Source organism: Citrobacter sp. BDA59-3, assembly GCF_015167655.1.
Taxonomy (GTDB): Bacteria; Pseudomonadota; Gammaproteobacteria; order Enterobacterales; family Enterobacteriaceae; genus Phytobacter; species Phytobacter diazotrophicus.
Genome location: NZ_CP063427.1, coordinates 339,659 through 364,954 on the forward strand (window position 1 = coordinate 339,659; position 25,296 = coordinate 364,954).

Consider the following 25,296-nt stretch of genomic DNA (forward strand, 5'->3'; position numbering starts at 1 on the left):
CCCATTAAAAAAGCAAAACGCCAAACCGTTCGCGGTTGCAGCCAACGAAGAGGCAGCCCGAGAGGCGAGGTGTTTAAAGAAAAGCAATGATCTCAGGAGATAGAATGATGACTACTCTGCGCAAAGTTCCACTGGCAATCGCCATCGCCGCGGGCATTTTGTCTGCTCAGGCGGGCGCTGTCGATTTTAAAGGCTATGCCCGTTCGGGTATTGGCTGGACCGGCAGCGGCGGCGAGCAGCAGTGCTTCCAGGCCACCGGTGCTCAAAGTAAGTATCGTCTTGGCAACGAATGCGAAACCTACGCCGAACTGAAACTGGGCCAGGAAGTATGGAAAGAAGGCGACAAGAGCTTCTACTTCGATACCAACGTAGCCTACTCCGTTGCCCAGCGTAATGACTGGGAAGCGACCAGCCCTGCGTTCCGTGAAGCCAACGTTCAGGGTAAAAACCTGATCGACGCGCTGCCGGGCTCCACCATCTGGGCAGGTAAACGCTTCTATCAACGTCATGACGTTCACATGATCGACTTCTACTACTGGGATATCTCTGGTCCTGGTGCCGGTCTTGAAAACGTTGATGTTGGCTTCGGTAAACTCTCTTTAGCGGCAACCCGTTCGTCTGAGGCGGGTGGTTCCGGTACTTTCGCTGACCGTGACTCGCTTGGCAATCGTGTATATGACAACCTGGTGCCAAATGACGTCTTCGACGTGCGTTTAGCGCAAATGGCTGTCAACCCTGGCGGTACGCTGGAGTTTGGTGTGGATTACGGTCACACCAACCTGCCGGACAAATATGACCTGGCGCCGGGCGCATCAAAAGATGGCTGGATGTTCACCGCTGAACATACCCAGAGCATGATGAAGGGTTACAACAAGTTTGTTCTGCAGTACGCAACAGACTCTATGACCTCTAACGGTAAAGGTATTCCGCAGGGCGGCAGCATCAACAACAACGGTTCACTGTGGCGCGTGCTGGATCACGGGGCAATCAACCTCGCTGACAACTGGGATCTGATGTATGTCGGTATGTACCAGGACATCAACCGTGACGACAACAACGGTACCAAGTGGTGGACCGTGGGCGTACGTCCTATGTACAAATGGACACCGATCATGAGCACCCTGCTGGAACTGGGTTATGACAACGTCAAATCCCAGCGCACCAGCGACACCAACAACCAGTACAAAATCACCCTGGCCCAACAGTGGCAGGCTGGCGACAGCATCTGGTCTCGTCCGGCAATTCGTCTTTTCGCAACCTACGCGAAGTGGGATGAGAAATGGGGCTATGCCAACAGCGATTCCGGTACTGGTTACACCTCTGGCGTAGCGTATCGCGATACTTCCGCGAAAACCTTCAGCCGTGGTGATAACGACGAGTGGAGCTTCGGCGCCCAGATGGAAATCTGGTGGTAATCCTCGCCACCTGACGTACCGAAACAAGAGGGGCGCAAGCCCCTCAATTCTTCGAGATAGCGCGCTATTGCCGGGCGTTAGCTGTCTCTCGTAAAGAAGGTGATAACAATGAAAATGAAAAAAAGTTTCGTCGCCCTGTGCCTGACCGCGGGTTTACTCACCGCAGCGCCTGGGGTTAGCTTCGCAGATGTTAACATTGTCCCGCAAAATACCACGGCGGCCCCTGCCATTCCGGCCTCCGCACTCCAGCAACTGAGCTGGACGCCTGTCGATCAAAGCAAAACACAAACAACTGAGCTTGCCACCACGGGCCAGCGCCTGAATGTAGCGGGGATCAGTGGCCCGGTGGCCGCATACAGTGTCCCGGCGAACATCGGTGAACTGACGCTCACGCTCAGCAGTGAAGTGAATAAACAAACCAGCGTTTTTGCGCCCAATGTGTTGGTTCTTGACCAGAACATGTCACCTGCCGCGTACTTCCCCAGCAGCTTCTTTACCTATCAGGAGCCGGGAGTGATGAGTGCCGACAGGCTGGAAGGGGTGATGCGCCTGACGCCTGCGCTGGGCCAACAAAAAATCTATCTGCTGGTCTTCACAACCGAAAACGATCTGCGCCAGACCACCAAACTGATGGACCCGGCCAAATCCTATGCCAAAGGAACGGGTAACGCGGTACCGGATATCCCCGATCCGATAGCCCGTCACGTTACTGAGGGCGTGGTGAAACTGAAAGTGAAAACCAACAGCGGTTCCAGCGTGCTGGTTGGCCCATTGTTTGGTTCATCCGGACCAGGGCCGGTGACGGTGGGCAACACCGCCGCGCCTGCCACCGCTTATAGCGCACCAGCGGCCGCACCTGCTGCGGTGGCTACCGCGCCGACCTCTGCACCTGCGCCTGCCGCGAAAAGTGAGCCGATGCTGAATGACACTGAAAGCTATTTCAACCAGGCCATTAAACAGGCCGCCGCAAAAGGTGATATCGATAAGGCCCTGAAATTACTGAATGAAGCTGAGCGTCTCGGGTCTACATCCGCCCGGAAAACCTTTATCAGCAGTGTAAAAGGCAAGGGGTAACCGTCTCCCCGCAATGCTGATGTTTGCAACAACTGGTGCGTCGCCTGACGCACCCTTTTTTCTGGCGCAACGACGCTGTTGCATATCTGTTGCGCTTATGAAAACTGAATGAAGTTCCCCGCACGAGGCAGCCTGTTCTGCGATACAATAATGTGACGTTATGTATTGGAGAGTAAGGCATGTCACACCCCGCGCTTACGCAACTGCGTGCGCTACGCTATTTTGACGCACTTCCCGCGCTCGACCCGCAGCAACTGGACTGGCTGTTGCTGGAAGATTCCATGACGAAACGTTTTGAGCAACAGGGTAAACAGGTGTCTGTGACGCTTATCCAGGAAGGGTTTGTGACGTCCGATATGCTTGATGGCGAGCGCCATTTGCTGCCTGACGATACGCGGTACTGGCTGCGGGAGATCCTGCTGTGCGCTGACGGCGAACCCTGGCTTGCCGGGCGAACCGTGGTGCCGGAGTCTACGCTGACCGGCCCGGAACTAGCGCTGCAGAAGCTGGGTACCACGCCGCTTGGGCGTTATCTCTTTACATCATCTACGCTGACACGAGATTTTATTGAAGTTGGTCGCTATGACACGCTGTGGGGAAGACGCTCCCGCTTGCGCCTGGGGGGGAAACCTCTCCTGCTGACTGAACTGTTTTTGCCTGCGTCACCGCTGTACTAAGAGGAAAAAAAATGGAGTGGAGTCTCTCGCAGAATAAGCTGCTGGCCTTTCATCGACTCATGCGCACGGACAAGCCCATTGGTGCGTTGCTGCTGCTCTGGCCAACACTGTGGGCGCTGTGGGTGGCAACGCCGGGCGTTCCTCCCCTGTGGATCCTGCTGGTTTTTGTTGCAGGGGTCTGGTTGATGCGTGCGGCAGGCTGTGTGGTAAATGACTATGCAGATCGTAAATTTGACGGGCATGTGAAACGCACGGCCAATCGTCCGCTGCCCAGTGGGGCCGTCACGGAAAACGAAGCGCGCGTACTGTTTGTGGTATTGGTGGTGCTGGCGTTTGCACTGGTGTTGACGCTTAACATGATGACCATTCTGCTCTCCGTTGCGGCGCTTCTGCTTGCCTGGGTATATCCGTTTATGAAGCGGTATACCCATTTGCCGCAGGTGGTGCTGGGGGCGGCGTTTGGCTGGTCGATTCCGATGGCGTTTGCCGCCGTGAGTGAGTCGGTGCCGCTGAGTTGTTGGGTTATGTTTCTTGCCAATATCTTGTGGGCGGTGGCCTACGATACGCAGTACGCCATGGTGGATCGCGACGATGATCTGAAAATCGGTATAAAGTCGACCGCTATACTCTTTGGACGCCACGATAAGTTAATCATCGGCATATTGCAGGTGGCGGTGCTGGCGCTGATGGTGGCGATCGGTGCGCTCAATGGCTTAGGCTGGCAATTCTATGGGGCGGTTATTATTGCGGGTGCGCTGTTTGTTTATCAGCAGAAGCTGATTGTGAATCGCGATCGCGACGCCTGTTTTAAGGCGTTTATGAATAATAACTATGTGGGGCTGGTGCTGTTTATCGGTCTCGCGGCAAGTTATCTGGCGTAATTCACCTCTTCCCGGATGCGGCATTGCCTTATCCGGGCTACCTCAAGCGCCAGGCTCAGCGTAGCCCCGATAAGCAAAGCGCATCGGGGACGTTACTCCCTGATGCGACTGCTTTATTCACTCAGCCTGGGTTGCGCTCTCAATCGTCAAGCGCACATCAGAGGTAATCAGCTCGGCTAATAGTTGATACACCGCCAGCGTCTGCTCAGGCTCGGCATCTCCGGTATCGCTGATATACCCTTCGTCACGCAGCGTCAGCACCAGGGTACTGAATACCGCCTTATCGAAGAATTCCGGCGCATTGATGCCGTGCAGAACAGACAGTCGCTGTGCCAGCGTGCGGCTCTCTTTCTCCAGCGTACTGCGGTTCATTGCCGGATTGGCGCTCAGCAGCCAGAAGGTGATGGCATAGCGTTGCAGCGTTTCGCGCGCACCCGCCGCCAGCAATTGCAGAGTTCGGGAATGTGCCGGGTTGATATAAAGCTGGCCATCTTTCATGGTAATCAGCCCCTGGCGCAGCAGTTCCTGAGCAAGACTTTCCAGCACGCCTGCCAGCTCTTCTTTTTCCCAACGTAAGAAAAGCTCGGCTTTCAGCATCGGGTAAAGCAGCTCAACATGGCGCAGCATCTCGTCCTGAGAGATATGACGATGCTGGGTAATAATGGCCGCCATCAGCGAGGGCAACATCAGCATATGCGCAATGTTGTTGCGGTAGTATGTCATCAGAACCGCCTGCTCGCGCGGCAGAATGATGATATCGCCAATCGTGTCTTTCTCTACTTCGAACTTGTTCATCTGCAACGCATGCTCAATAAGCGCGTCCGCACTTACGGTGGGTACCGTTGTGTCGGCGGCATAGGGCACATTGCGCATCAGGTTGAGGTAGCAATTCAACTGCTCGGTGAGCTGTTCACGGGTCAGAGAACGCTGGCGAGAGGCCAGAAGCGCGGTACAGCATAGGTTCATGGCGTTTGCCGCACCGGCATTGTTAATGCGTACCATCAAATCAGCAGCAATAGCGTTCACCGTCGGCGTCAGCCAGGCGGGACGTACTGCTTCGATAGGATCGATAGACTCGCGCCACTCCGGCACCCGGTGGTTCAGGTAGTTCATCAGCGGAATAGGCTCGCCGAAGTTCACATAACCCTGACCGAGATTACGCAACTTGCTCAGACCGCGTATCATCTGGGCAAAACCTTCTTTCTCTTTCGTCGCGCCGCGCAGCTCTTTGGCGTAAGTACCCACCTCCATGACATGCTCATAACCAATGTAGATTGGCACCAGCGTGATCGGACGGGTACCTCCACGCAGCATGGCCTGAATCGTCATAGAAAGTGTGCCGGTCTTCGGATCCAACAGACGGCCCGTACGGGAGCGTCCGCCTTCAACAAAGTATTCCACTGAGTAGCCACGGTTAAACAGTTCACCCAGATACTCGCGGAAAACGGTCGAATAGAGCTTATTACCCTTAAAAGTACGGCGAATAAAGAACGCGCCCAGACGACGGAAAATGGGGCCCGCCGGCCAGAAGTTCAGGTTGATCCCGGCTGCAATATGCGGCGGTACCAGCCCCTGGTGATAAAGCACGTAGGAGAGCAGCAAATAGTCCATATGGCTGCGATGGCAGGGCACATAGACAATTTCATGGCCATCATGGGCGAGCTGACGAACACGCTCCGCGTTATGCACATTAATGCCCTGATACAGACGGTTCCATGTGAAGCCGAGGATACGGTCTGACAGACGGATCATCTCATAGGAGAAGTTCGCCGCAATCTCTTCCATCAGCGCAATTGCGTTTTGCTGCGCTTTATCATGGGAGATTTTTTTGCTGCGCGCTTCGTCTTCTACGGCGCGAGCGATGGCTTTGGAGGAGAGCAGCTTATTAAACAGGTCCTGACGGGCAGGTAAACGCGGCCCCACGGCGGCCAGGCGCTGACGGGCAAAGTGCATACGCGCGACGCGCGCCAGTTTTTGCGCAATGGTTTTGTCCGTGCCGTGCTCGGTTGCCATACGACGCAGCGAAACCGGCGGGGAGAAACGCACAAAGCTGTCGCGGCCAAGCCACGAGATCGCGAAAAATTTCTGAATACCGTTTAGCATACGCAGCGGCGGGTTGACCTCGCCCTTTTCGCGACCTGGAGAACGGCCAAACATCATCGACACAGGCACCATCTGAACATCCAAATCAGGATGGCTGCGGTGCAGATCGAGATAGTCATGGAATAGCTTGATCGACTCTTCTTTCGGCGTGTACCAGGTAAAGACACGCGGTCCGCCGTGAATAAAGATATAACGCGGCAGCTCTGCTCCGTCGATTTCAAGCGGTTCGAGGGGGTCGGGCAAATCGTGTGCCAGACACTGAGCGCGCAAGGTCAGCAAATCTGCCTTCGAGTTATAAGGCAAAACGTACATAATAGGACGCGACGTATCGAGCCCTAATTCCTGGGCGGGTTCCGCCGGGATAGATTTGCTTTTTACCAGCACGCTTAATGGTAAATTAAGTAATTTGTAGTAAATTCGTGGCCAGCCGGACATAAACGATGTAAAGCCTCTGGTTAATAATGCCATTGCGCGGCAAGAATATCAGAAAGTCCGCAGAATTTCTTTTCTACCTCTATAAGCTTACATAGACATTGACGTTCATTACATAAAAAGGTTTTTTTTGATGGCCAACAATACCACCGGAATTACCCGCATCATTAAAGCGGCAGGCTATTCATGGAAAGGGGTGCGCGCAGCGTGGATTAACGAAGCTGCTTTTCGTCAGGAAGGTGTTGCGGTCGTTATTGCCATTATCATTGCGGCTTTTCTGGATGTAGATGCGATTACGCGCGTTCTGCTGATTGGCTCTGTCGTACTGGTGATGATTGTGGAAATCCTTAATAGTGCGATTGAAGCCGTGGTTGACCGTATTGGGTCTGAATATCACGAACTCTCGGGGCGTGCGAAAGACATGGGGTCTGCCGCGGTATTGATGGCCATTCTCCTGGCACTGTTTACCTGGGTTTCTCTGCTGTGGGGCTATTTTCGATAGCGCTTCCAGAAATGCGTTAAGTCCGCGTTTTTTGCTTAATTTTGGTTTCAAAATCGCCTTTAACTGTATATACTCACAGCATAACTGTATATACACCCAGGGGGCGGAATGAAAGCTTTAACGGCCAGGCAGCAAGAGGTGTTCGATCTTATTCGCGATCGAATCAACCAGACAGGTATGCCGCCGACGCGTGCGGAGATCGCGCAACAGTTGGGGTTCCGTTCCCCAAACGCGGCAGAGGAACACTTGAAAGCGCTTGCGCGTAAGGGTGTTATCGAGATTGTATCCGGCGCGTCTCGCGGTATTCGTCTGTTGCTTGAAGAAGAAGAGGATATTGGGCTGCCGCTTATCGGGCGCGTCGCTGCAGGCGAACCTTTGCTGGCGCAACAGCACATTGAAGGGCACTATCAGGTCGATCCTTCTCTCTTCAAGCCTAACGCTGATTTTCTGCTGCGCGTAAGCGGTATGTCGATGAAAGATATCGGCATCATGGATGGCGATCTGCTGGCGGTGCATAAAACCCAGGATGTTCGCAACGGGCAGGTTGTTGTAGCGCGTATTGACGATGAAGTGACGGTCAAGCGGCTGAAAAAGCAGGGCAATACCGTGCAGCTATTGCCTGAAAACAGTGAGTTTTCCCCTATTGTGGTGGACCTGCGCGATCACAACTTCACCATTGAAGGTCTGGCGGTTGGCGTTATCCGCAATGGTGAATGGCTGTAACACCCTTCTGAGCCGTGGCGGCATGCCTGCTGTCACGGTTGCTTGCTTTTACTGACAAAGCTTTAACCTCTTTTTTATCCCTCTGATCTCGCTCGGTTTTGCTCCGCATATCTATTCCGGTAATTTGCTTTCCGATGGTTAAAAATTCCGAATAAAGAATCATGGCCGCTATCCTTAACTACAATAATTATCACGTTCAGGATATTAAGAACGTAACGAAAGGAATAACGCTGTTCATGACCAATGATGAGGAGACGACGATGAATAAAGACGAAGTCAGCGGCAACTGGAAACAATTCAAAGGTAAAGCGAAAGAACAGTGGGGTAAATTGACCGACGATGATATGACCATCATTGAAGGTAAACGCGACCAGTTGGTCGGTAAAATTCAGGAACGCTACGGCTACGCCAAAGATCAGGCAGAAAAAGAAGTCGTGGATTGGGAAACGCGGAACGATTACCGCTGGTAGCCTTCACATCCCCCTAATGTGTAACCCTCAATGGCTACCCTGCCCGAACGGTACATGGATGTACCACCCTCGATTGCCTCACCTGCTTAAAAGAGAAAAATCGCGACTAGCGCGATTTTTTTTTCAACTGAATCGTGTGGTCATGATGACATTTGCCGGGGTGTCGACACGCTTCAACCTCCGCGCAATCAGCGCATAATCCATGTGCTTCTATGACATTATGGCGTAGCGCAAAACCGCGTTTTGCCGCCAGCGCATGCATGATATCTTCCACGCCCTCCGCTTGCTCCTCTTTTACCACACCACAACGGTCACAGATAAACATTGCGGACGTGTGCGTTGGCTGATCGAAAAGATGACAAAGTACGTAGCTGTTAGTGGATTCCACTTTATGCACAAACCCTTGCTCTAAAAGGAAATCCAGCGCGCGATAGACAGTGGGAGGTTTGGCTTGCGGCTCTGCCTCACGCAGAAGATCGAGCAGGTCATAAGCGCTTATTGCCCCCTGCTGCAGACTCATCAGGCGTAACACTTCGAGGCGCTGAGGAGTCAGGCGCACATTGCGTTGCACACACAGTTTTTCGGCCTGCGCGAGCATCTCTTGCGAAGTGGACTTATCCATAGGCGTTCTCTCATGAAATGGCAATATGAACCCCCACTTTACCATGTTCTGTACTAAACGCCGAGATCACGACCGCGCCTTCACCTTTCGCAATCGCCATGCGTCTTCTATAAATATTGATGGTCACTTCATATAACAACATCTTCTGTAACGCTTTATTACATTCAGTAGAAATAGGATATTTTTTGGATGTTATTCGCAGCAATAGAGCCTCCCTGTCCATGTCACAACTAACAGGGTCATAAAACTCATTTGATTACGAGACGCATACTGTGAAAAACAATCTTAAACTTTCGGTGGTCGCTATCGCTGTCTCCTTTTTCGTGGCAAAGCAAGCCGGAGCGGCAAATACCTGGGCAGAGGCGCGTAATGATGCGATGGGGGGAACAGGTGTTGCCTCCGCAAATTACGGCAGTGGTGCATTCATTAACCCGGCGTTGCTGGCAAAAGCAAAACCGGAAGACAATGTTACGGTCATCTTACCGACCGTGGGTGCGCGGATAACTGATGAGGACAACCTGCGTGATGAAATTGATGATATCAGTAATAAGATCGATTATTACAAGGACATAGTTAATAACCTTACCCTGCGGGAAGTGCTGCTTAACCCCGTTAGTACTGTTGATCAGTTCCAGTCAGCGGCAAAAGATCTGGCGGATTCGCTTGATTATCTGGAGGGTAAAACCGCGAGTGCGAATGCCGGGGCCGGTATCGCCGTCACGATTCCTAACGATGTGTTGTCTGTTGCCTTTGTGACCAAAGGTTACGCGCACGCCCGCGTTAATTCGAATATTGATCAGGACGATATCACCTATCTTCGCAATATCCAGAACAGCGATACGGTAGCCACGGGCGTTGCCCTGGGGGCCGTACTCTCACCTAATGGCTCAGGCGAAATCACAAAAAATCTTAACTCCACGGCATCAGGCCGTGCGGCCATCATTACGGATTTTGGTATCGCCATGGCGCACCAGTTTGACGTGGGCGGTGTTCCGCTTTCCGTGGGCGTTACGCCAAAACTGCAAAAGTCGTGGATCTATAACTACACCACCTCGATTTATGATTACGACAAAAACCAATGGAACAACAGTAAGTACCGCAAGGACGACACGGGCTTTAACATTGATGTTGGCCTGGCGGCAGATTTAACAGATAACGTCACCGTCGGTCTGAGTGGACAAAACCTGGTCTCGCGTAACATTGACACCAAAGATGTATTTATCACCAATGGCAGAACCGGTGAGGTTAAAAACTACAAAGATACCTACCAAATCAGCCCATTAGTCACCGCGGGTGCGGCGTGGCATAACGATCTGCTGACGCTGAGTGCCGATGGTGATCTGACGGAAACCAAAGGCTTTAAGAGCGAGAAAAACTCGCAGTTTGTTGGCGTCGGTGCGGAGGTTCGTCCCCTGAGTTGGCTGGCGGTTCGTGCCGGTTATCGCGCTGATGTCAAAGGCGATGAAAGCAACGTCTTCACCGGCGGTGTCGGTTTTGCGCCATTTAACCGCGTGCACGTTGATTTAATGGGGTTAGTGGGTGAGAACAAAACCTGGGGTGCCGGTGCGCAGTTGAGCATGACATTCTGATGCACAACCGGAGGCCTTGCGCCTCCGGTTTTTCTTTGTGCTATAGTAGCGCCCCTTTTTTACCTAAAGCCTGTTTATTCGCCATGTCGCCAGAAAATCAGCCTGCTGCTTATCCCGCTCACCGTTTCTCCATTGCGCCGATGCTCGATTGGACGGATCGCCATTGCCGCTATTTCCTGCGCCTGCTTTCACGCCATACGCTGCTCTATACAGAGATGGTGACGACGGGAGCTATTATTCATGGCAAGGGCGACTATCTGGCATACAGCGAAGAAGAACATCCGGTAGCATTGCAGTTGGGGGGGAGTGATCCGGCGCAGCTTGCGCATTGCGCGAAACTGGCAGAACAGCGCGGTTATGATGAGATCAACCTGAACGTAGGTTGCCCGTCCGATCGCGTGCAGAACGGCATGTTCGGCGCGTGCCTGATGGGCAATGCGCAACTGGTGGCCGATTGCGTCAAAGCGATGCGCGACGTGGTATCCATTCCGGTGACGGTGAAAACCCGCATCGGCATTGACGATCAGGATAGCTACGAATTTCTCTGCGATTTTATTAGCACGGTTTCCGGCAGGGGCGAATGTGAGATGTTTATCATCCATGCGCGTAAAGCCTGGCTTTCCGGCTTAAGCCCGAAAGAGAACCGTGAAATCCCCCCGCTGGACTACCCACGTGTCTACCAGCTTAAACGAGATTTCCCCCATCTCACCATGTCGATTAATGGCGGTATCACTTCGCTGGAGGCGGCCAAAACCCATCTGGAGCATATGGATGGTGTGATGGTTGGACGCGAGGCGTATCAGAATCCGGGCGTTCTGGCGCGTGTTGATCGGGAAATATTCGGCGCGGATGTGGTGGATGCGGATCCTGTAGCGGTGGTTCGGGCAATGTATCCCTATATTGAGCGTGAACTGCAGCAGGGGACCTATCTCGGGCATATTACCCGCCATATGCTGGGCCTGTTCCAGGGGATCCCAGGGGCGCGCCAGTGGCGTCGCTATCTGAGCGAAAATGCACATAAAGCCGGGGCCGACGTCGCAGTGCTGGAACACGCGCTGAGTCTTGTGGCAAACCGCGAATAATTTCGCTAAAAAATGGTCAAATTCACCAGGCTCTACATCACCATGCGGAGCCTTTTCTTTTAGAAATCAATAAACTAAATGTGGCACGCTTCTTGTAATGCATTTGGTAAGTCATCGTCCCGATGCCATTATCTGTTTACCAGGAGCGCGCCATGTTGGAATTACTGTTTGTTATCGGCTTTTTTGTTGTGCTACTCGCCACCGGTGTTTCATTGCTGGGTATTCTGGCGGCACTGTTGGTGGCAACGGCAGTGATGTTTTTGGGCGGCCTTTTTGCGTTGATGATCAAGCTGTTGCCCTGGTTGTTACTGGCGGTTGCGGTGGTGTGGATTATCCGGGCAGTCAAAACGCCAAAAATTCCTCAATATCAGCGCAATAACCGTTGGCGTTACTAAAGTATTGAGTACTTGATCACAACCTCGACACTTTTCCGGGCGCTTTGCTAAGAACCGAATAGGATTTACTTATCAAATCTGTCACTATCGCCGCGTTAACGAATTCATCGAGCTGTACCCTACATACAGCCGAACTAAAAAAAGAATGGGCTTCCTTCGGGAAGCCCTAATTCTTTCTACCGAAGCCATCCTTCAAGCCTTAGATGCATTACCTGCGCTCATTCATCCCGGTCACTGGCTTGAGTTAGCACTCAGGCATTCACGCTCTCGCCGCCTGACTGCAACGTGAATTTACGGAATCAACAGGCTCGACCCCTGCGTTGCGCGGCTTTCCAGAACCTCGTGTGCGCGTCGTGCGTCGGTAAGGGCAAATTTCTGCGATTGCGCAACTTCCACTTTGATCACGCCGCTGGCAATCAGCGAGAACAGCTCATTGCTGGCCTCTTCAAGCTCCTCGCGATTTGTTACGTAGCCGTTGAGGGAAGGGCGGGTTGCATACAGCGAACCTTTCTGGTTGAGAATACCCAGGTTGACGCCTGATACTGGCCCCGAGGCGTTACCAAAGCTCACCATCAGGCCACGGCGCTGCAGGCAATCGAGGGAGTCTTCCCAGGTGTCTTTACCCACCGAGTCATACACGACGCGGACTTTTTTCCCGTTGGTTATCTCTTTTACGCGCTCAACAATGTTCTCTTCGCGATAGTTAATCACCTGCCATGCGCCAGCCTGTAAGGCCCGCTGTGCTTTCTGCGCGGAGCCGACAGTACCGATCAATTTTGCCCCCAACGCCTTCGCCCACTGGCAGGCAATTAGCCCTACGCCACCCGCCGCCGCATGGAACAGGAATGCTTCATCAGGTTTAATTTCGTACGTTTTGCGCAGCAGATAAAAGACAGTGAGCCCTTTCAGGAAGGAGGCCGCCGCCTGCTCGAACGAGATGGCATTGGGCAGAATAGCGACTTTGTCTGCCAGGACATTGTGCACGGAGCTGTAGGCACCAAGTCCGGATTGGGCGTACACCACGCGATCGCCCGCTTTGATATGTTTGACGCCAGAACCCACTTTGCTGACCACGCCCGCCGCCTCGGTCCCCAGGCCGCTCGGCAATGACGGGGGTGGATACAGCCCACTACGAATGTAGGTGTCGATATAATTAATCCCTATGGCTTTATTTTCGACCTGGACTTCATTTTCCGCCGGATCGGTGGGATTAAACTCGACAGCTTGCAATACCTCAGGGCCACCATGCTTGTGAAATTCAATTCTTGTCGCCATGCTTCCTCCCGAATGATAATCTTTCGAACCATTCATTACGTTGGTAACTCCATTCACTATGGCAGGAAATAAACCCTTCAACAAACAGACTGAACCCCGCGATTTTCAGGTCGAGGGGATGAAAGTGCCGCCCCATTCCATTGAAGCGGAACAGTCGGTGTTGGGCGGTTTAATGCTGGATAACGAGCGCTGGGACGATGTTGCCGAGCGCGTTGTGGCGGATGACTTCTACACCCGCCCGCATCGCCATATCTTTACTGAGATGCACCGTCTACAGGAGATGGGTAAACCCATTGACCTGATTACGCTGGCAGAATCGCTGGAACTGCAAGGGCAGTTGGATATTGTCGGCGGCTTTGCTTATCTGGCTGAACTGTCCAAAAACACGCCAAGCGCGGCGAACATCAGTGCTTACGCAGACATCGTGCGTGAACGTGCAGTTGTGCGCGAGATGATCTCCGTTGCCAACGAAATCGCCAATGCGGGTTTCGACCCTCAGGGGCGCACCAGTGAAGACCTGCTCGATCTTGCTGAGTCACGGGTTTTCAAAATTGCGGAAAGCCGAGCCAATAAAGACGAAGGCCCGAAAAACATCGCGGATGTGCTTGAGGCGACCGTTGCGCGTATTGAGCTGCTGTTCCAGCAGCCTCACGACGGCGTTACTGGCGTGAATACGGGCTATGATGACCTCAACAAGAAAACGGCGGGTCTACAGCCATCGGACCTGATCATTGTCGCTGCGCGTCCATCTATGGGGAAAACCACCTTTGCGATGAACCTCGTTGAAAACGCGGCGATGTTGCAGGATAAACCGGTTCTCGTCTTCAGTCTTGAGATGCCCTCAGAGCAGATTATGATGCGTTCTCTGGCCTCCCTGTCACGTGTGGACCAGACGCGCATTCGTACCGGCCAGCTTGATGACGAGGACTGGGCCCGTATTTCCGGCACCATGGGCATCCTGCTGGAAAAACGCAATATCTATATTGATGACTCGTCCGGCCTGACGCCGACCGAGGTGCGTTCCCGTGCGCGACGTGTTGCCCGTGAGCATGGCGGCATTGGGCTTATCATGATCGACTACCTGCAACTGATGCGCGTGCCGTCGCTGTCCGACAACCGTACTCTTGAGATCGCAGAGATTTCCCGCTCTCTGAAAGCACTGGCGAAAGAGCTGCAGGTGCCGGTTGTTGCGCTGTCGCAGCTTAACCGCTCACTGGAACAGCGTGCGGATAAACGCCCGGTCAACTCCGACCTGCGTGAATCCGGCTCCATCGAGCAGGACGCCGACTTGATCATGTTTATTTATCGTGATGAGGTTTATCACGAAAACAGCGACTTAAAAGGGATCGCTGAAATCATTATTGGTAAGCAACGTAACGGCCCGATCGGTACGGTGCGTTTGACCTTTAACGGACAGTGGTCGCGTTTTGATAATTATGCGGGTCCACAGTACGACGACGAATAATCCTCGTCATCCTTTGAGCTACAGCGGTGTCGGCTACGTCCCCGGAGATTCATGGCCTTGCCGCCTTGCTGCAACTCAAATGATTTAGAGGATGGTTTATTTTTCTTCAAGGCAAGGAATTCAAATGCAAGCGGCAACTGTTGTAGTCAACCGCCGCGCTCTGCGACACAACCTTCAACGTCTGCGCGAACTGGCTCCCGCCAGCCGCCTGGTTGCGATTGTGAAAGCGAACGCCTACGGACACGGTCTTCTTGAGACCGCGCGAACGCTCCCCGATGCCGACGCTTTCGGCGTCGCCCGTCTCGAAGAGGCCCTTCGCCTGCGTGAGGGGGGCATTACCCATCGCATCCTCTTGCTCGAAGGGTTTTTTACCGCTGACGAGCTCCCTCTGCTTTCTGCTCACCATCTCGATACGGTGGTGCATAGCGCGGAACAACTCACGGCGCTGGAAGCGGCGCATCTGGATGAGCCTGTTACCGTGTGGATGAAGCTTGATACCGGTATGCACCGCCTGGGCTTTCACCCGTCTGAGGCGGAGGCGTTTTACCAGCGTCTGAGCCAGTGTAAAAATGTGCGCCAGCCGGTGAATATTGTCAGCCACTTTGCCCGTGCCGATGAGCCGGACTGTGGTGTGACAGAACGTCAGCTCGATATCTTCACCACCTTTAGCAACGGCAAGCCAGGGCAGCGTTCTCTTGCTGCATCCGGTGGCACGCTGCTGTGGCCGCAGGCCCATTTTGACTGGGTGCGCCCTGGCATCATTCTGTATGGTGTTTCGCCGCTTGATCGCCATCCATGGGGGGAAGATTTTGGCTTCCAGCCCGCGATGACGTTGACCTCCAGCCTGATTGCCGTGCGTGAGCATAAAGCGGGTGATGCGGTTGGTTATGGCGGAACCTGGGTGAGTGAGCGTGACACGCGCCTTGGAGTGGTGGCGATGGGCTATGGCGATGGTTATCCGCGTTCGGTGCCGTCTGGTACGCCTGTGCTGGTTAACGGTCGCGAAGTCCCGATTGTTGGTCGGGTGGCGATGGATATGATTTGCGTCGATTTGGGCCCGGATGCGCAAGATACCGCCGGAGACCCGGTAGTGTTTTGGGGGGAAGGTTTACCCGTCGAGCGCATTGCGGAAGCCACAGGGATCAGTGCCTACGAATTAATTACACGCCTGACATCGCGCGCTGCCCTGAAATACGTCGATTAACGCAGCGTCGACCCTCTCCGGATGCGGCGCAAGCGCCTTATACGGGCTACGATTCTGCCCGTGCTGGCGTTTGGTTTTCTCCCTCTCCCTGTGGGAGAGGGCCGGGGTGAGGGCATCAGACGACACTGCCTAAACGCAGCACACACATCCCGCTCGACCTTCTCTCGCTTCCGGTTTATTGTGTCTTATCCTTCCTACTGTAAACCTGGAGAACCACCTCGTGTTTCAAAAAGTTGACGCCTACGCTGGCGACCCCATCCTCAGCCTGATGGAGCGTTTTAAAGAAGACCCGCGCAGCGACAAAGTTAACCTCAGCATTGGGTTGTATTACAACGAAGATGGCATCATCCCGCAGCTACAGGCTGTTGCCGAAGCGGAAGCCCGCCTCAATGCCCAGCCGCAGGGGGCGTCTCTCTATCTGCCGATGGAAGGTCTGAATACTTATCGCCACACCATTGTGCCGCTATTGTTTGGTGCGGAACATCCGGTTGTGGCGCAAAAACGCGTTGCAACGATCCAGACACTGGGCGGCTCCGGTGCGCTCAAAGTGGGTGCTGATTTCCTGAAACGCTACTTCCCGGATTCCGGTGTGTGGGTCAGCGATCCCACCTGGGAAAACCATGTCGCCATTTTTGAAGGCGCGGGCTTTAAGGTCAGCACCTATCCCTGGTTCGACAGTGAAACCAATGGTGTGCGCGTTACCGCGCTGCTGGAAAAACTCGCTACCCTGCCGGAGAAGAGCATCGTTCTGCTGCATCCGTGCTGCCACAACCCAACCGGTTCAGATTTAACGAATGCGCAGTGGGATGAGGTGGTAAACGTGCTGAAAGCCCGCAACCTGATTCCTTTCCTCGACATTGCCTACCAGGGCTTTGGCGGCGGTATGGAAGAAGATGCCTACGCGATCCGTGCGATTGCTGATGCGGGTTTACCGGCGCTGGTCAGCAACTCGTTCTCCAAAATTTTCTCACTCTATGGCGAGCGCGTAGGCGGTCTCTCCATTGTCTGTGAGGATGCGGAAACAGCCTCTCGCGTCCTGGGGCAGTTGAAAGCGACGGTGCGTCGTAACTACTCCAGTCCGCCGAACTTCGGTGCACAGGTTGTTGCGACGGTGCTCGGCGATACGGCGCTGAAAGCCTCATGGCTGGCGGAAGTCGAGACAATGCGTACGCGCATACTGGCTATGCGTCAGGAGCTGGTGAACGTGCTGAAAGAGGCTGTTCCGGGGCGAAACTTTGACTATCTGCTTAAACAGCGCGGCATGTTCAGCTACACCGGTCTGAGTGCTGCACAAGTTGATCGTCTGCGTGAAGAGTTTGGTGTCTACCTCATTGCCAGCGGGCGTATGTGCGTTGCCGGGCTTAATAGCCGCAATGTGCATCGCGTTGCTCACGCATTTGCTGCTGTAATGTAAACGACGCATATTTTCCTCCCGTCAGGGAGGAAAATGGCGCGATCCTGCTACAAATATTCCGGTTTATGATGATGAAACCGCAGAAACGCCTTCCTTTCACCCGTCCCTGAGGGTATGGTCAGAGAGCTTTTTGATGCTTAGCACGCTATCTGACAATAACGGACTGAAAATTTAGGGATAAACATGCGAAAGTTCACATTAGCCCTCTGCTTATCGTTTTCGCTCGCCGGTGCTTTCTTTGCTCAGGCTTCTACGCCGACTCCGGATAGCACAGGCACCAACGTTGCCAAACTGGCCGAACAAGCGCCCATTCACTGGGTCTCCGTCGCACAGATCGAACACAGCCTGGTGGACCGCCCACCGATGGCCGTCGGGTTTGATATCGACGATACGGTCCTGTTTTCCAGCCCCGGCTTCTGGCGCGGTAAAAAAATGTACTCCCCGGATAGTGAAGCCTATCTCCAGAACCCGGAGTTCTGGGAGAAAATGAACAACGGCTGGGATGAGTTCAGTATTCCAAAAGAGATCGCGCGGGCGCTGATCGCGCTACATGTGAAACGCGGCGACAGCATTTACTTCATTACCGGACGCACGCAGACGGCGACGGAAAGCGTGACCAAAACCTTGCAGGATGATTTTTTGATTCCGGCGGCGAATATGAATCCGGTGATTTTTGCCGGGGTGAAAGACGGGCAGAACAGCAAGACGCAGTGGCTGGCCGACAAGCAAATCAAAATCTTTTACGGCGATTCGGATGAAGACATTACGGCGGCGAAAGGGAGTGAAGCCCGCCCGATACGTATCCTGCGCGCTTCGAATTCAACCTACCGCCCGCTGCCACAAGCCGGGGCGTTTGGTGAAGAGGTGATCGTAAATTCCGAATATTAAGATTGAATTGTTGTTTTTTTAAGCAAATCTGTTCTGTCGGGTTTTACCTTTCGCCGACTTGCTGCACACTTAAAAAGATTCGTCTTTTAAAAGGAAGCAGCAGATGTGGTATCAACAGACTCTTGTTCTCGGGGCAAAACCCCGGGGTTTTCATCTGATCACTGATGAGGTGCTGGGGCAGATCCGCGATCTGTCCCGCATCAGAACAGGTTTGTTGCATCTGCTCCTCCAGCATACTTCCGCTTCTCTCACCCTCAATGAAAACTGTGACCCCACTGTACGTCACGATATGGAGCAGCATTTTCTGCGAGCGGTGCCGGATAACGCCCACTACGAGCATGACTACGAAGGCGCTGACGATATGCCTTCGCATATCAAGTCTTCCATGCTGGGTGTGTCGTTATTACTTCCTGTCGCCAGCGGGCGCGTTCAGCTTGGGACGTGGCAGGGGATTTGGCTGGGAGAGCATCGTATCCACGGCGGTTCGCGAAAAATCATCGCGACGCTACAAGGGGAATAAAGATGACAATTTCGGAGTTATTGCAGTATTGCATGGCGAAGCCGGGTGCAGAGCAGAGCGTACACAGCGACTGGAAGGCCACGCAGATAAAAGTGTCTGACGTGCTGTTTGCGATGGTGAAAGAGGTGGAAGGCCGCCCGGCAGCGTCCTTGAAAACCAGCCCGGAACTGGCTGAACTACTGCGTCAGCAGCATAGCGACGTGCGCCCAAGCAAACACCTGAACAAATCGCACTGGAGCACCGTCTATCTCGACGGCTCGCTCCCGGATTCACAGATTTACTACCTTGTGGACGCCTCATACAAACAGGCGATAGAACTGTTGCCTGAACAGATCAGGCAACAGCTTTACTCCGCATCATCCAGGGCGTAATTCAGCCCGGAAGATTATTTCAGCATCGGTTTCAGGAATCGCGCCGTGTGTGAGGCTTCACACTCGGCGACGGTTTCTGGTGTGCCGGACACGAGAATTTCCCCGCCGCCGCTGCCGCCTTCCGGACCGAGATCGACAATCCAGTCTGCGGTTTTGATGACGTCCAGGTTATGCTCAATGACCACGATGGTATTGCCCTGGTCACGCAACTGGTGCAGAACGTCCAGCAGTTGCTGAATGTCGGCAAAGTGCAGGCCGGTGGTCGGTTCATCCAGAATATAGAGCGTCTGGCCGGTGCCACGTTTCGACAGCTCGCGCGCCAGCTTCACGCGCTGCGCCTCACCGCCGGAAAGCGTGGTGGCTGACTGACCCAGACGGATGTACGTCAGGCCCACGTCCATCAATGTTTGCAGCTTGCGCGCCAGCGCCGGGACGGCATCAAAGAATTCACGGGCTTCTTCGATGGTCATATCCAGCACTTCATGGATGGTTTTGCCTTTGTACTTAATCTCCAGCGTTTCGCGGTTATAGCGCTTGCCTTTGCACTGGTCGCACGGCACGTAGATATCCGGCAGGAAGTGCATCTCAACTTTGATTACGCCATCACCCTGACAGGCTTCGCAGCGTCCACCACGGACGTTAAAACTGAAACGCCCTGGGGTGTAGCCGCGCGAACGGGATTCCGGCACGCCGGCAAACAGTTCACGAACCGGGGTGAAAACGCCGGTATAGGTCGCCGGGTTGGAACGTGGCGTACGGCCAATCGGGCTCTGGTCGATATCGATCACTTTGTCGAAATGTTCCAGCCCCTGAATATCACGATAAGGCGCGGGTTCGGCGATGGTGGCACCGTTTAACTGGCGCTGAGCGATCGGGAACAGCGTGTCGTTAATCAGGGTGGATTTACCTGAACCGGAAACACCGGTAATACAGGTGAACAGCCCTACCGGTAGCGTCAGCGTCACGTCTTTCAGGTTATTGCCGCGTGCTCCCGTCAGTTTAAGCACTTTTTCCGGATCGGCTTTAACGCGGTTTTTCGGGACGGCGATCTGCCGTTTGCCGCTCATATACTGCCCGGTGAGGGATTCAGGCACCGCCATAATCGCCTCCAGCGGGCCTTCGGCGACCACCTGGCCACCATGCACGCCAGCGCCAGGGCCAATATCGATCACGTGATCTGCGGCGCGAATGGCATCTTCATCATGCTCGACCACGATGACCGTGTTACCGAGATCACGCAGGTGGATCAGCGTACCGAGCAGACGTTCGTTATCACGCTGATGCAGGCCGATTGACGGCTCATCCAGCACATACATGACGCCCACCAGACCTGCGCCAATCTGGCTTGCCAGACGGATACGCTGCGCCTCGCCGCCGGAAAGGGTTTCCGCGGAACGGGAAAGCGTCAGGTAATTCAGACCGACGTTCACCAGGAATTTCAGGCGATCGCCAATCTCTTTGAGCACTTTTTCAGCGATTTTCGCGCGCTGGCCGGACAGCTTCAGGTTATTGAAGAAGTCCATAGCGTGACCGATGCTCATGTCCGAGATGGCCGGCAGCGGCGTATTTTCAACGAAAACATGGCGGGCCTCGCGGCGCAGGCGCGTACCGTCGCAAGTGGCGCAGGGACGGTTGCTGATAAATTTCGCCAGCTCTTCGCGTACCGCGCTGGATTCCGTCTCTTTATAGCGACGTTCCATATTGTGCAGCACGCCTTCGAACGGATGGCGGCGCACGGAGGTATCGCCACGATCGTTCATATACTTGAATTCAATACTCTCTTTGCCGGATCCGAACAGCACCACTTTATGCACGGTTGGGCTGAGGCTGTCCCACGGCGCTTCCACATCAAACTTGTAGTGGTCCGCCAGCGATTTCAGCATCTGGAAATAGTAGAAGTTACGGCGATCCCAGCCGCGAATTGCGCCACCCGCCAGCGACAGCTCGGGGTTCTGAATCACGCGGTCAGGGTCGAAATATTGCTGCACGCCGAGCCCGTCACAGGTCGGGCAGGCGCCTGCCGGGTTGTTGAACGAGAACAGGCGCGGTTCCAGCTCGCGCATGCTGTAGCCGCAAATCGGGCAGGCGAAGTTGGCCGAGAAAAGCAGCTCTTCGGCTTTGGGATCGTCCATGTCGGCGACCACTGCCGTGCCACCGGAAAGCTCCAGCGCCGTTTCGAAGGACTCTGCCAGACGCTGCGCCAGATCCTCGCGCACTTTAAAGCGGTCAATCACGACTTCAATGGTGTGTTTCTTTTGCAGCTCCAGCTTCGGCGGATCGGAAAGGTCGCAGACTTCACCGTCAATACGCGCGCGGATATAACCCTGGCTTGCCAGGTTTTCCAGCGTTTTGGTGTGTTCACCTTTACGTTCTTTTATTACCGGCGCCAGCAGCATCAGACGTTTGCCTTCCGGCTGCGCCAGCACATTGTCGACCATCTGGCTCACGGTCTGTGCCGCCAGCGGAACGTCATGGTCCGGGCAGCGGGGTTCACCTACGCGGGCAAACAACAGACGCAGATAGTCGTGAATTTCGGTAATGGTCCCGACGGTGGAACGCGGGTTATGCGAGGTCGACTTCTGCTCGATAGAAATAGCAGGAGAGAGCCCTTCAATGTGGTCAACGTCAGGCTTTTCCATCAGCGAAAGAAACTGACGGGCATAAGCGGAAAGAGACTCAACGTAGCGACGCTGCCCTTCGGCATACAGAGTGTCGAAAGCCAGTGACGATTTACCCGAACCCGACAGACCGGTAACGACAATCAATTTGTCGCGTGGAATGACGAGGTTGATGTTTTTGAGATTATGGGTGCGCGCGCCCCGTACTTCGATCTTATCCATTCACCTTTCCCGGTAATAACTCGGCATGCCTGGTCGATTGGAAGGACAACCAGCGGTCAGAAACGGCTAATTATGACACAATTTAAACTGGCTGGATATACAGTATTGGAATGCAAATTCAGAGGGGATGTGCAACAATGTTGAGTCCGCGCGACAACTCTGGAAGATCCTTCGCAGCTATGAACATGTCGCATGGAAATGGTACACTCCCGCGCTTACACTATTTAGAAATGTTTTTCAGGAGACACGATCATGGCCAGCAGAGGCGTAAACAAGGTGATTCTCGTCGGTAATCTGGGCCAGGACCCGGAAGTACGCTATATGCCGAGTGGTGGTGCAGTGGCCAACATTACGCTGGCGACTTCCGAATCCTGGCGTGATAAAGCGACCGGTGAAATGAAAGAGCAGACTGAATGGCACCGCGTTGTGCTGTTCGGCAAACTGGCAGAAGTGGCCGGTGAGTATCTGCGTAAAGGTTCTCAGGTCTACATTGAGGGTCAACTGCGTACCCGCAAGTGGACCGATCAGTCCGGCGCCGAGAAATACACCACCGAAGTCGTGGTTAACGTGGGCGGCACCATGCAGATGCTCGGTGGCCGTCAGGGTGGCGGTGCTCCGGCTGGCGGCAATATGGGCGGCGGCCAGGGCCAGCAGGGCGGTTGGGGCCAACCTCAGCAGCCGCAGGGCGGTAACCAGTTCAGCGGCGGCGCGCAATCTCGCCCACAGCAGTCTGCGCCGGCACCGTCTAACGAACCGCCGATGGACTTTGACGACGATATTCCGTTCTGAGTGCAGGCCATCGGCCTTATCAGCGCGACCCGTTATGGGAAACGTATCGACAAAACCCCGCACTGCGGGGTTTTTTGTTATTTGCAGGCGTTATTTGTCACTTTTCGTGTCAGCGGAACTTTGACAATAAAAAAGCTCCACGCGGGAGCTTTTTACTAAAGAAGGGATTGCTGTCAGGTAATCACCATCGGCCATTCGGGGGAAGATTTCTCTGACATCTCCGTCATGATATTGATGACGTTGTGCCAGACGGCATGGACATCGACCATCGTAATGCCCAGCAGGCCCGTTGCGAACCAGCAGGCTGCTACCAGACCAAGGCCGCTGCTTATCACAGCCAGACCAATATAATCTGCTTTACGAAAGCGAATGTTCAATGTGCTGGCCATAAACATCAGCACTGCACTCAGTATCTGCCAACGAAGAAGAACGACACTGGTGGTTAATGTAGCCATGAAAACGATCCTCGAAAGAAAACTTTCAGGCACAGGTGGGTGACGCCATGAGCCTGAGCGATGTGTGCAGGCGCAGAAAATCTGCAGAAGTAACGTTCTACATTGAAACAGTGTTCCCTGTCTCAAGAATGTGTGAACTATATCACATTTGTTCTTTTATTCGCCAGTGTGCAAATGAGCAAAATTTTCTGTGCAAAGGGGCATTTTGTTAGAAGGCGTAGGGGGTAACCGGGCGTGATGATAGCGTTTTGCTATGAAGAATAAGAATGCTAATAAATTCAAAAAGATAGTAACTTTATGATTTTTTTTCATATTTTGCCTGGGTTGGCACTTTTTGGAAAGTCGATTATTCTTGATCGAATAGCTATATATATCTGAATGCCATTTTTCAGATTTCTGATCTGCATGGATATATCCTCAACTGGCGTCTTTTAAACGCATTTCGCTGCATTTTTTGTAAGTCAGCGTTGGTCATCGGAATTTAGCTTTTCGTTTTTCCTGTACAGCTCATTGTGGGTATGGTCCGGTGTTTAATCATCTGTGACTGAAAAAAAAATGAAAAAAGAAAATACCGCCATTCCTGTGGATGATGGCGCGGTGGCGCTTACTATCCTGGCGAAGTTGATGCCATGCTTCAGTGCACAACGCACGCTAAAAGAAATTTTACAGGCAATTAATAGTGCAGTAGGTTCAACGCTCTCCTGGGTTGTGGTAGAGCAGGATGGAGATTTCCAGCATGAGAGCGCGGGGCAGATTCCATGCACCCTGGGCGATGCGCAAACCTTTCTGGAACAGTCGCAATTGCGGCGCAATCAACATGCGTGGCGTGTTATCTGTTGGCGACGACAGGTTGGTACAATATTATTTTCTCCTACTCACCATGCTGCTGATAAATTCCATGGTGGTATTCTTTGTAAATTAATTTCAAGCGCTCATGGGGTAGAGGGATATTTCTTCCTGGCGTTTCCGCAGCCGTTATTTTCAATGAGTATCATTAAAAGTGTGGTGATCATTCTTGTCGAGAAATTAAAAGATTATCTCGCCGGTATTATTGCTAAAGAGCGCATGACCAGAGAAATGCATCGCATTGTTGCGCAATATAAAGTGTTATTTGATCGCGCCCCCGTATTAATGAATTCATTTGATAAAAACAACCGCTGTATATTATGGAATGGGGAGTGCGAACGGCTGTTTGGTTGGTCAATTGAGGAGTTAAACTGTCAACCTGATCCATTAGCATTGTTTTTCCCTGATGATGAGGTCCGTCATAAGGTCCGGGCTTCTGTCAGCGCTTCGCCTGCTGTGGATATGTATGAATGGCATCCGGTAAGGCGCACTGGCGAAGTATTAACCGTATTGTGGTCAAATATTTTGCTCCCGGATAAATCCATTCTCAGTATCGGGCTGGACATTACCGAACGTAAGAAGGCTGAGCAGCAACTGGCGGTGAAAGCGACGACCGATGACCTGACGGGGTGCTTTAATAGGTTCTCTATATTACGGCAGTTCAGAGAGGCGCTTGCCGCCTGTGAGCCGGGAGATCCCGATAGTCATTTCAGTATCCTTATGTTGGATCTGGACCATTTTAAAAACATCAACGATCGCTGGGGCCACCTTACGGGAGATGCTGCACTGCACCATTTCTGCGAGAAAATCCGTGAGCTCAGCACGCCGGAATACGCGTTAGGTCGTCTGGGAGGAGAGGAATTTCTGATTTTATTACCGCAAACGGACAGTCAGACTGCGCTGCGTTTTAGCCAAAAGATTCGCGCTGCGCTGGTCGATAAACCGCTTTTTAACGGGGATGAAAAGATAACCTTATCCTTTAGCGCAGGTGTTGTGTTTGTCACCGGAGGGGAGGTCGATACTTCAGTTTTGCTTACGCTTGCGGACGATGCGCTGTACGACGCGAAGCGTACCGGGCGTAGCCGAACTGTGATTGCAGAAGCAATTTTATAAATATTCCCGACTCCCTTCCGGAAGGCTACGCAATAGATGAAAAAATACCCGATCGGCCTGTCTTTTTTTTATCCTGCGGAGAGTTTGACTTAATCAACTATTGTCTGTTGCGTAAACTAAAAACCCTGACTGGCGACTGGATAAATATTTT

Annotated in this window: 24 protein-coding genes; 18 read left to right on the top strand and 6 right to left on the bottom strand. The window is 53.3% G+C overall.

What is annotated here, in order from left to right; translation table 11 throughout:
• Positions 1-104: 104 nt before the first annotated feature.
• The 4 genes from IP582_RS01595 to ubiA all read left to right on the top strand — a co-directional run bounded on the left by IP582_RS01595 (position 105) and on the right by ubiA (position 4,047).
• The gene (locus IP582_RS01595) at positions 105-1,415 is read left to right on the top strand and encodes a maltoporin (protein WP_039077920.1); all 1,311 of its coding nucleotides are present in this window, start codon (positions 105-107) and stop codon (positions 1,413-1,415) included.
• A gap of 108 nt (positions 1,416-1,523) precedes the next feature.
• Positions 1,524-2,489 carry a maltose operon protein MalM gene (malM, locus tag IP582_RS01600; RefSeq protein WP_193794892.1) on the top strand — a complete coding sequence of 322 codons (966 nt, stop codon included), beginning with the start codon at positions 1,524-1,526 and terminating at the stop codon, positions 2,487-2,489.
• Between the two features lie 179 nt (positions 2,490-2,668).
• Positions 2,669-3,166: a chorismate lyase gene (gene ubiC / locus IP582_RS01605; protein WP_039077918.1), complete on the top strand. Its 498-nt coding sequence runs from the start codon at positions 2,669-2,671 to the stop codon at positions 3,164-3,166.
• 11 nt (positions 3,167-3,177) lie between these two features.
• Positions 3,178-4,047 carry a 4-hydroxybenzoate octaprenyltransferase gene (gene ubiA, locus IP582_RS01610; RefSeq protein ID WP_193794893.1) on the top strand — a complete coding sequence of 290 codons (870 nt, stop codon included), beginning with the start codon at positions 3,178-3,180 and terminating at the stop codon, positions 4,045-4,047.
• A 117-nt stretch (positions 4,048-4,164) separates the two neighbouring features.
• Here ubiA and plsB read toward each other — a convergent pair whose 3' ends face one another.
• Positions 4,165-6,585, bottom strand: a complete 2,421-nt coding sequence (gene plsB / locus IP582_RS01615) for a glycerol-3-phosphate 1-O-acyltransferase PlsB (RefSeq protein WP_039077916.1) — start codon at positions 6,583-6,585, stop codon at positions 4,165-4,167.
• A 130-nt stretch (positions 6,586-6,715) separates the two neighbouring features.
• Here plsB and IP582_RS01620 point away from each other — a divergent pair, with 130 nt between their 5' ends.
• Positions 6,716-7,084: a diacylglycerol kinase gene (locus IP582_RS01620; RefSeq protein WP_193794894.1), complete on the top strand. Its 369-nt coding sequence runs from the start codon at positions 6,716-6,718 to the stop codon at positions 7,082-7,084.
• A 108-nt stretch (positions 7,085-7,192) separates the two neighbouring features.
• Positions 7,193-7,807 carry a transcriptional repressor LexA gene (gene lexA / locus IP582_RS01625; RefSeq protein WP_039077914.1) on the top strand — a complete coding sequence of 205 codons (615 nt, stop codon included), beginning with the start codon at positions 7,193-7,195 and terminating at the stop codon, positions 7,805-7,807.
• Here the strand turns inward: lexA and IP582_RS01630 are convergent.
• The gene (locus IP582_RS01630; protein ID WP_193794895.1) at positions 7,782-7,970 is read right to left on the bottom strand and encodes a hypothetical protein; all 189 of its coding nucleotides are present in this window, start codon (positions 7,968-7,970) and stop codon (positions 7,782-7,784) included. The two genes, lexA and IP582_RS01630, sit on opposite strands and share 26 nt — an antisense overlap.
• A 97-nt stretch (positions 7,971-8,067) precedes the next feature.
• Between IP582_RS01630 and IP582_RS01635 the strand changes: the two genes are divergently transcribed.
• Complete coding sequence (locus IP582_RS01635) at positions 8,068-8,277, top strand: CsbD family protein (RefSeq protein WP_039077936.1); 210 nt, start codon at positions 8,068-8,070, stop codon at positions 8,275-8,277.
• A gap of 106 nt (positions 8,278-8,383) precedes the next feature.
• Here IP582_RS01635 and zur read toward each other — a convergent pair whose 3' ends face one another.
• Complete coding sequence (gene zur, locus IP582_RS01640; protein WP_039077912.1) at positions 8,384-8,899, bottom strand: zinc uptake transcriptional repressor Zur; 516 nt, start codon at positions 8,897-8,899, stop codon at positions 8,384-8,386.
• A 272-nt stretch (positions 8,900-9,171) separates the two neighbouring features.
• Here zur and IP582_RS01645 point away from each other — a divergent pair, with 272 nt between their 5' ends.
• The 3 genes from IP582_RS01645 (at position 9,172) to pspG (ending at position 11,965) form a co-directional block, all read left to right on the top strand.
• Complete coding sequence (locus tag IP582_RS01645; protein ID WP_193794896.1) at positions 9,172-10,488, top strand: conjugal transfer protein TraF; 1,317 nt, start codon at positions 9,172-9,174, stop codon at positions 10,486-10,488.
• Between the two features lie 83 nt (positions 10,489-10,571).
• Positions 10,572-11,570, top strand: coding sequence for a tRNA dihydrouridine(20/20a) synthase DusA (gene dusA / locus IP582_RS01650; RefSeq protein WP_193794897.1), 999 nt, complete (start codon positions 10,572-10,574; stop codon positions 11,568-11,570).
• A gap of 152 nt (positions 11,571-11,722) precedes the next feature.
• On the top strand, positions 11,723-11,965 hold the full coding sequence (gene pspG / locus IP582_RS01655) for an envelope stress response protein PspG (RefSeq protein ID WP_039077907.1): 243 nt from the start codon (positions 11,723-11,725) through the stop codon (positions 11,963-11,965).
• Between the two features lie 291 nt (positions 11,966-12,256).
• Here the strand turns inward: pspG and IP582_RS01660 are convergent, their stop codons facing one another.
• Entirely contained in the window at positions 12,257-13,240 is a 984-nt protein-coding gene (locus IP582_RS01660; RefSeq protein ID WP_193794898.1) for a quinone oxidoreductase, read from the bottom strand.
• A gap of 58 nt (positions 13,241-13,298) precedes the next feature.
• On the opposite strand from IP582_RS01660, the gene dnaB reads away from it, so the two are divergent.
• The 6 genes from dnaB (at position 13,299) to IP582_RS01690 (ending at position 19,102) form a co-directional block, all read left to right on the top strand.
• Positions 13,299-14,705 carry a replicative DNA helicase gene (gene dnaB, locus IP582_RS01665; protein WP_039077905.1) on the top strand — a complete coding sequence of 469 codons (1,407 nt, stop codon included), beginning with the start codon at positions 13,299-13,301 and terminating at the stop codon, positions 14,703-14,705.
• 124 nt (positions 14,706-14,829) lie between these two features.
• Positions 14,830-15,909, top strand: coding sequence for an alanine racemase (alr, locus tag IP582_RS01670; RefSeq protein WP_193794899.1), 1,080 nt, complete (start codon positions 14,830-14,832; stop codon positions 15,907-15,909).
• 220 nt (positions 15,910-16,129) lie between these two features.
• Positions 16,130-17,323 carry an aromatic amino acid transaminase gene (tyrB, locus tag IP582_RS01675; protein ID WP_193794900.1) on the top strand — a complete coding sequence of 398 codons (1,194 nt, stop codon included), beginning with the start codon at positions 16,130-16,132 and terminating at the stop codon, positions 17,321-17,323.
• Between the two features lie 183 nt (positions 17,324-17,506).
• Entirely contained in the window at positions 17,507-18,211 is a 705-nt protein-coding gene (gene aphA, locus IP582_RS01680) for an acid phosphatase AphA (RefSeq protein WP_193794901.1), read from the top strand.
• A gap of 103 nt (positions 18,212-18,314) precedes the next feature.
• Positions 18,315-18,731 carry a secondary thiamine-phosphate synthase enzyme YjbQ gene (locus tag IP582_RS01685; protein ID WP_039077901.1) on the top strand — a complete coding sequence of 139 codons (417 nt, stop codon included), beginning with the start codon at positions 18,315-18,317 and terminating at the stop codon, positions 18,729-18,731.
• Between the two features lie 2 nt (positions 18,732-18,733).
• Positions 18,734-19,102, top strand: coding sequence for an MmcQ/YjbR family DNA-binding protein (locus IP582_RS01690; protein ID WP_193794902.1), 369 nt, complete (start codon positions 18,734-18,736; stop codon positions 19,100-19,102).
• Positions 19,103-19,116: 14 nt separating this feature from the next.
• Here the strand turns inward: IP582_RS01690 and uvrA are convergent, their stop codons facing one another.
• Entirely contained in the window at positions 19,117-21,942 is a 2,826-nt protein-coding gene (uvrA, locus tag IP582_RS01695) for an excinuclease ABC subunit UvrA (RefSeq protein ID WP_193794903.1), read from the bottom strand.
• A gap of 252 nt (positions 21,943-22,194) precedes the next feature.
• On the opposite strand from uvrA, the gene ssb1 reads away from it, so the two are divergent.
• Positions 22,195-22,731: a single-stranded DNA-binding protein SSB1 gene (gene ssb1, locus IP582_RS01700; protein WP_039077898.1), complete on the top strand. Its 537-nt coding sequence runs from the start codon at positions 22,195-22,197 to the stop codon at positions 22,729-22,731.
• A 173-nt stretch (positions 22,732-22,904) separates the two neighbouring features.
• Here ssb1 and IP582_RS01705 read toward each other — a convergent pair whose 3' ends face one another.
• Positions 22,905-23,186, bottom strand: coding sequence for a YjcB family protein (locus IP582_RS01705; protein ID WP_039077897.1), 282 nt, complete (start codon positions 23,184-23,186; stop codon positions 22,905-22,907).
• A gap of 555 nt (positions 23,187-23,741) precedes the next feature.
• Between IP582_RS01705 and IP582_RS01710 the strand changes: the two genes are divergently transcribed.
• Positions 23,742-25,145, top strand: a complete 1,404-nt coding sequence (locus IP582_RS01710; protein WP_193796166.1) for a sensor domain-containing diguanylate cyclase — start codon at positions 23,742-23,744, stop codon at positions 25,143-25,145.
• The last annotated feature ends 151 nt before the right edge of the window (positions 25,146-25,296 follow it).

Bases quoted from the DNA above. Each gene is read 5' to 3' on its own strand.
- IP582_RS01595 (WP_039077920.1), top strand. From the start codon at position 105: ATGATGACTACTCTGCGCAAAGTTCCACTGGCAATCGCCATCGCCGCG.
- malM (WP_193794892.1), top strand. From the start codon at position 1,524: ATGAAAATGAAAAAAAGTTTCGTCGCCCTGTGCCTGACCGCGGGTTTA.
- ubiC (WP_039077918.1), top strand. From the start codon at position 2,669: ATGTCACACCCCGCGCTTACGCAACTGCGTGCGCTACGCTATTTTGAC.
- ubiA (WP_193794893.1), top strand. From the start codon at position 3,178: ATGGAGTGGAGTCTCTCGCAGAATAAGCTGCTGGCCTTTCATCGACTC.
- plsB (WP_039077916.1), bottom strand. From the start codon at position 6,585: ATGTCCGGCTGGCCACGAATTTACTACAAATTACTTAATTTACCATTA.
- IP582_RS01620 (WP_193794894.1), top strand. From the start codon at position 6,716: ATGGCCAACAATACCACCGGAATTACCCGCATCATTAAAGCGGCAGGC.
- lexA (WP_039077914.1), top strand. From the start codon at position 7,193: ATGAAAGCTTTAACGGCCAGGCAGCAAGAGGTGTTCGATCTTATTCGC.
- IP582_RS01630 (WP_193794895.1), bottom strand. From the start codon at position 7,970: ATGATTCTTTATTCGGAATTTTTAACCATCGGAAAGCAAATTACCGGA.
- IP582_RS01635 (WP_039077936.1), top strand. From the start codon at position 8,068: ATGAATAAAGACGAAGTCAGCGGCAACTGGAAACAATTCAAAGGTAAA.
- zur (WP_039077912.1), bottom strand. From the start codon at position 8,899: ATGGATAAGTCCACTTCGCAAGAGATGCTCGCGCAGGCCGAAAAACTG.
- dusA (WP_193794897.1), top strand. From the start codon at position 10,572: ATGTCGCCAGAAAATCAGCCTGCTGCTTATCCCGCTCACCGTTTCTCC.
- pspG (WP_039077907.1), top strand. From the start codon at position 11,723: ATGTTGGAATTACTGTTTGTTATCGGCTTTTTTGTTGTGCTACTCGCC.
- IP582_RS01660 (WP_193794898.1), bottom strand. From the start codon at position 13,240: ATGGCGACAAGAATTGAATTTCACAAGCATGGTGGCCCTGAGGTATTG.
- dnaB (WP_039077905.1), top strand. From the start codon at position 13,299: ATGGCAGGAAATAAACCCTTCAACAAACAGACTGAACCCCGCGATTTT.
- alr (WP_193794899.1), top strand. From the start codon at position 14,830: ATGCAAGCGGCAACTGTTGTAGTCAACCGCCGCGCTCTGCGACACAAC.
- aphA (WP_193794901.1), top strand. From the start codon at position 17,507: ATGCGAAAGTTCACATTAGCCCTCTGCTTATCGTTTTCGCTCGCCGGT.
- IP582_RS01685 (WP_039077901.1), top strand. From the start codon at position 18,315: ATGTGGTATCAACAGACTCTTGTTCTCGGGGCAAAACCCCGGGGTTTT.
- IP582_RS01690 (WP_193794902.1), top strand. From the start codon at position 18,734: ATGACAATTTCGGAGTTATTGCAGTATTGCATGGCGAAGCCGGGTGCA.
- uvrA (WP_193794903.1), bottom strand. From the start codon at position 21,942: ATGGATAAGATCGAAGTACGGGGCGCGCGCACCCATAATCTCAAAAAC.
- ssb1 (WP_039077898.1), top strand. From the start codon at position 22,195: ATGGCCAGCAGAGGCGTAAACAAGGTGATTCTCGTCGGTAATCTGGGC.
- IP582_RS01705 (WP_039077897.1), bottom strand. From the start codon at position 23,186: ATGGCTACATTAACCACCAGTGTCGTTCTTCTTCGTTGGCAGATACTG.
- IP582_RS01710 (WP_193796166.1), top strand. From the start codon at position 23,742: ATGAAAAAAGAAAATACCGCCATTCCTGTGGATGATGGCGCGGTGGCG.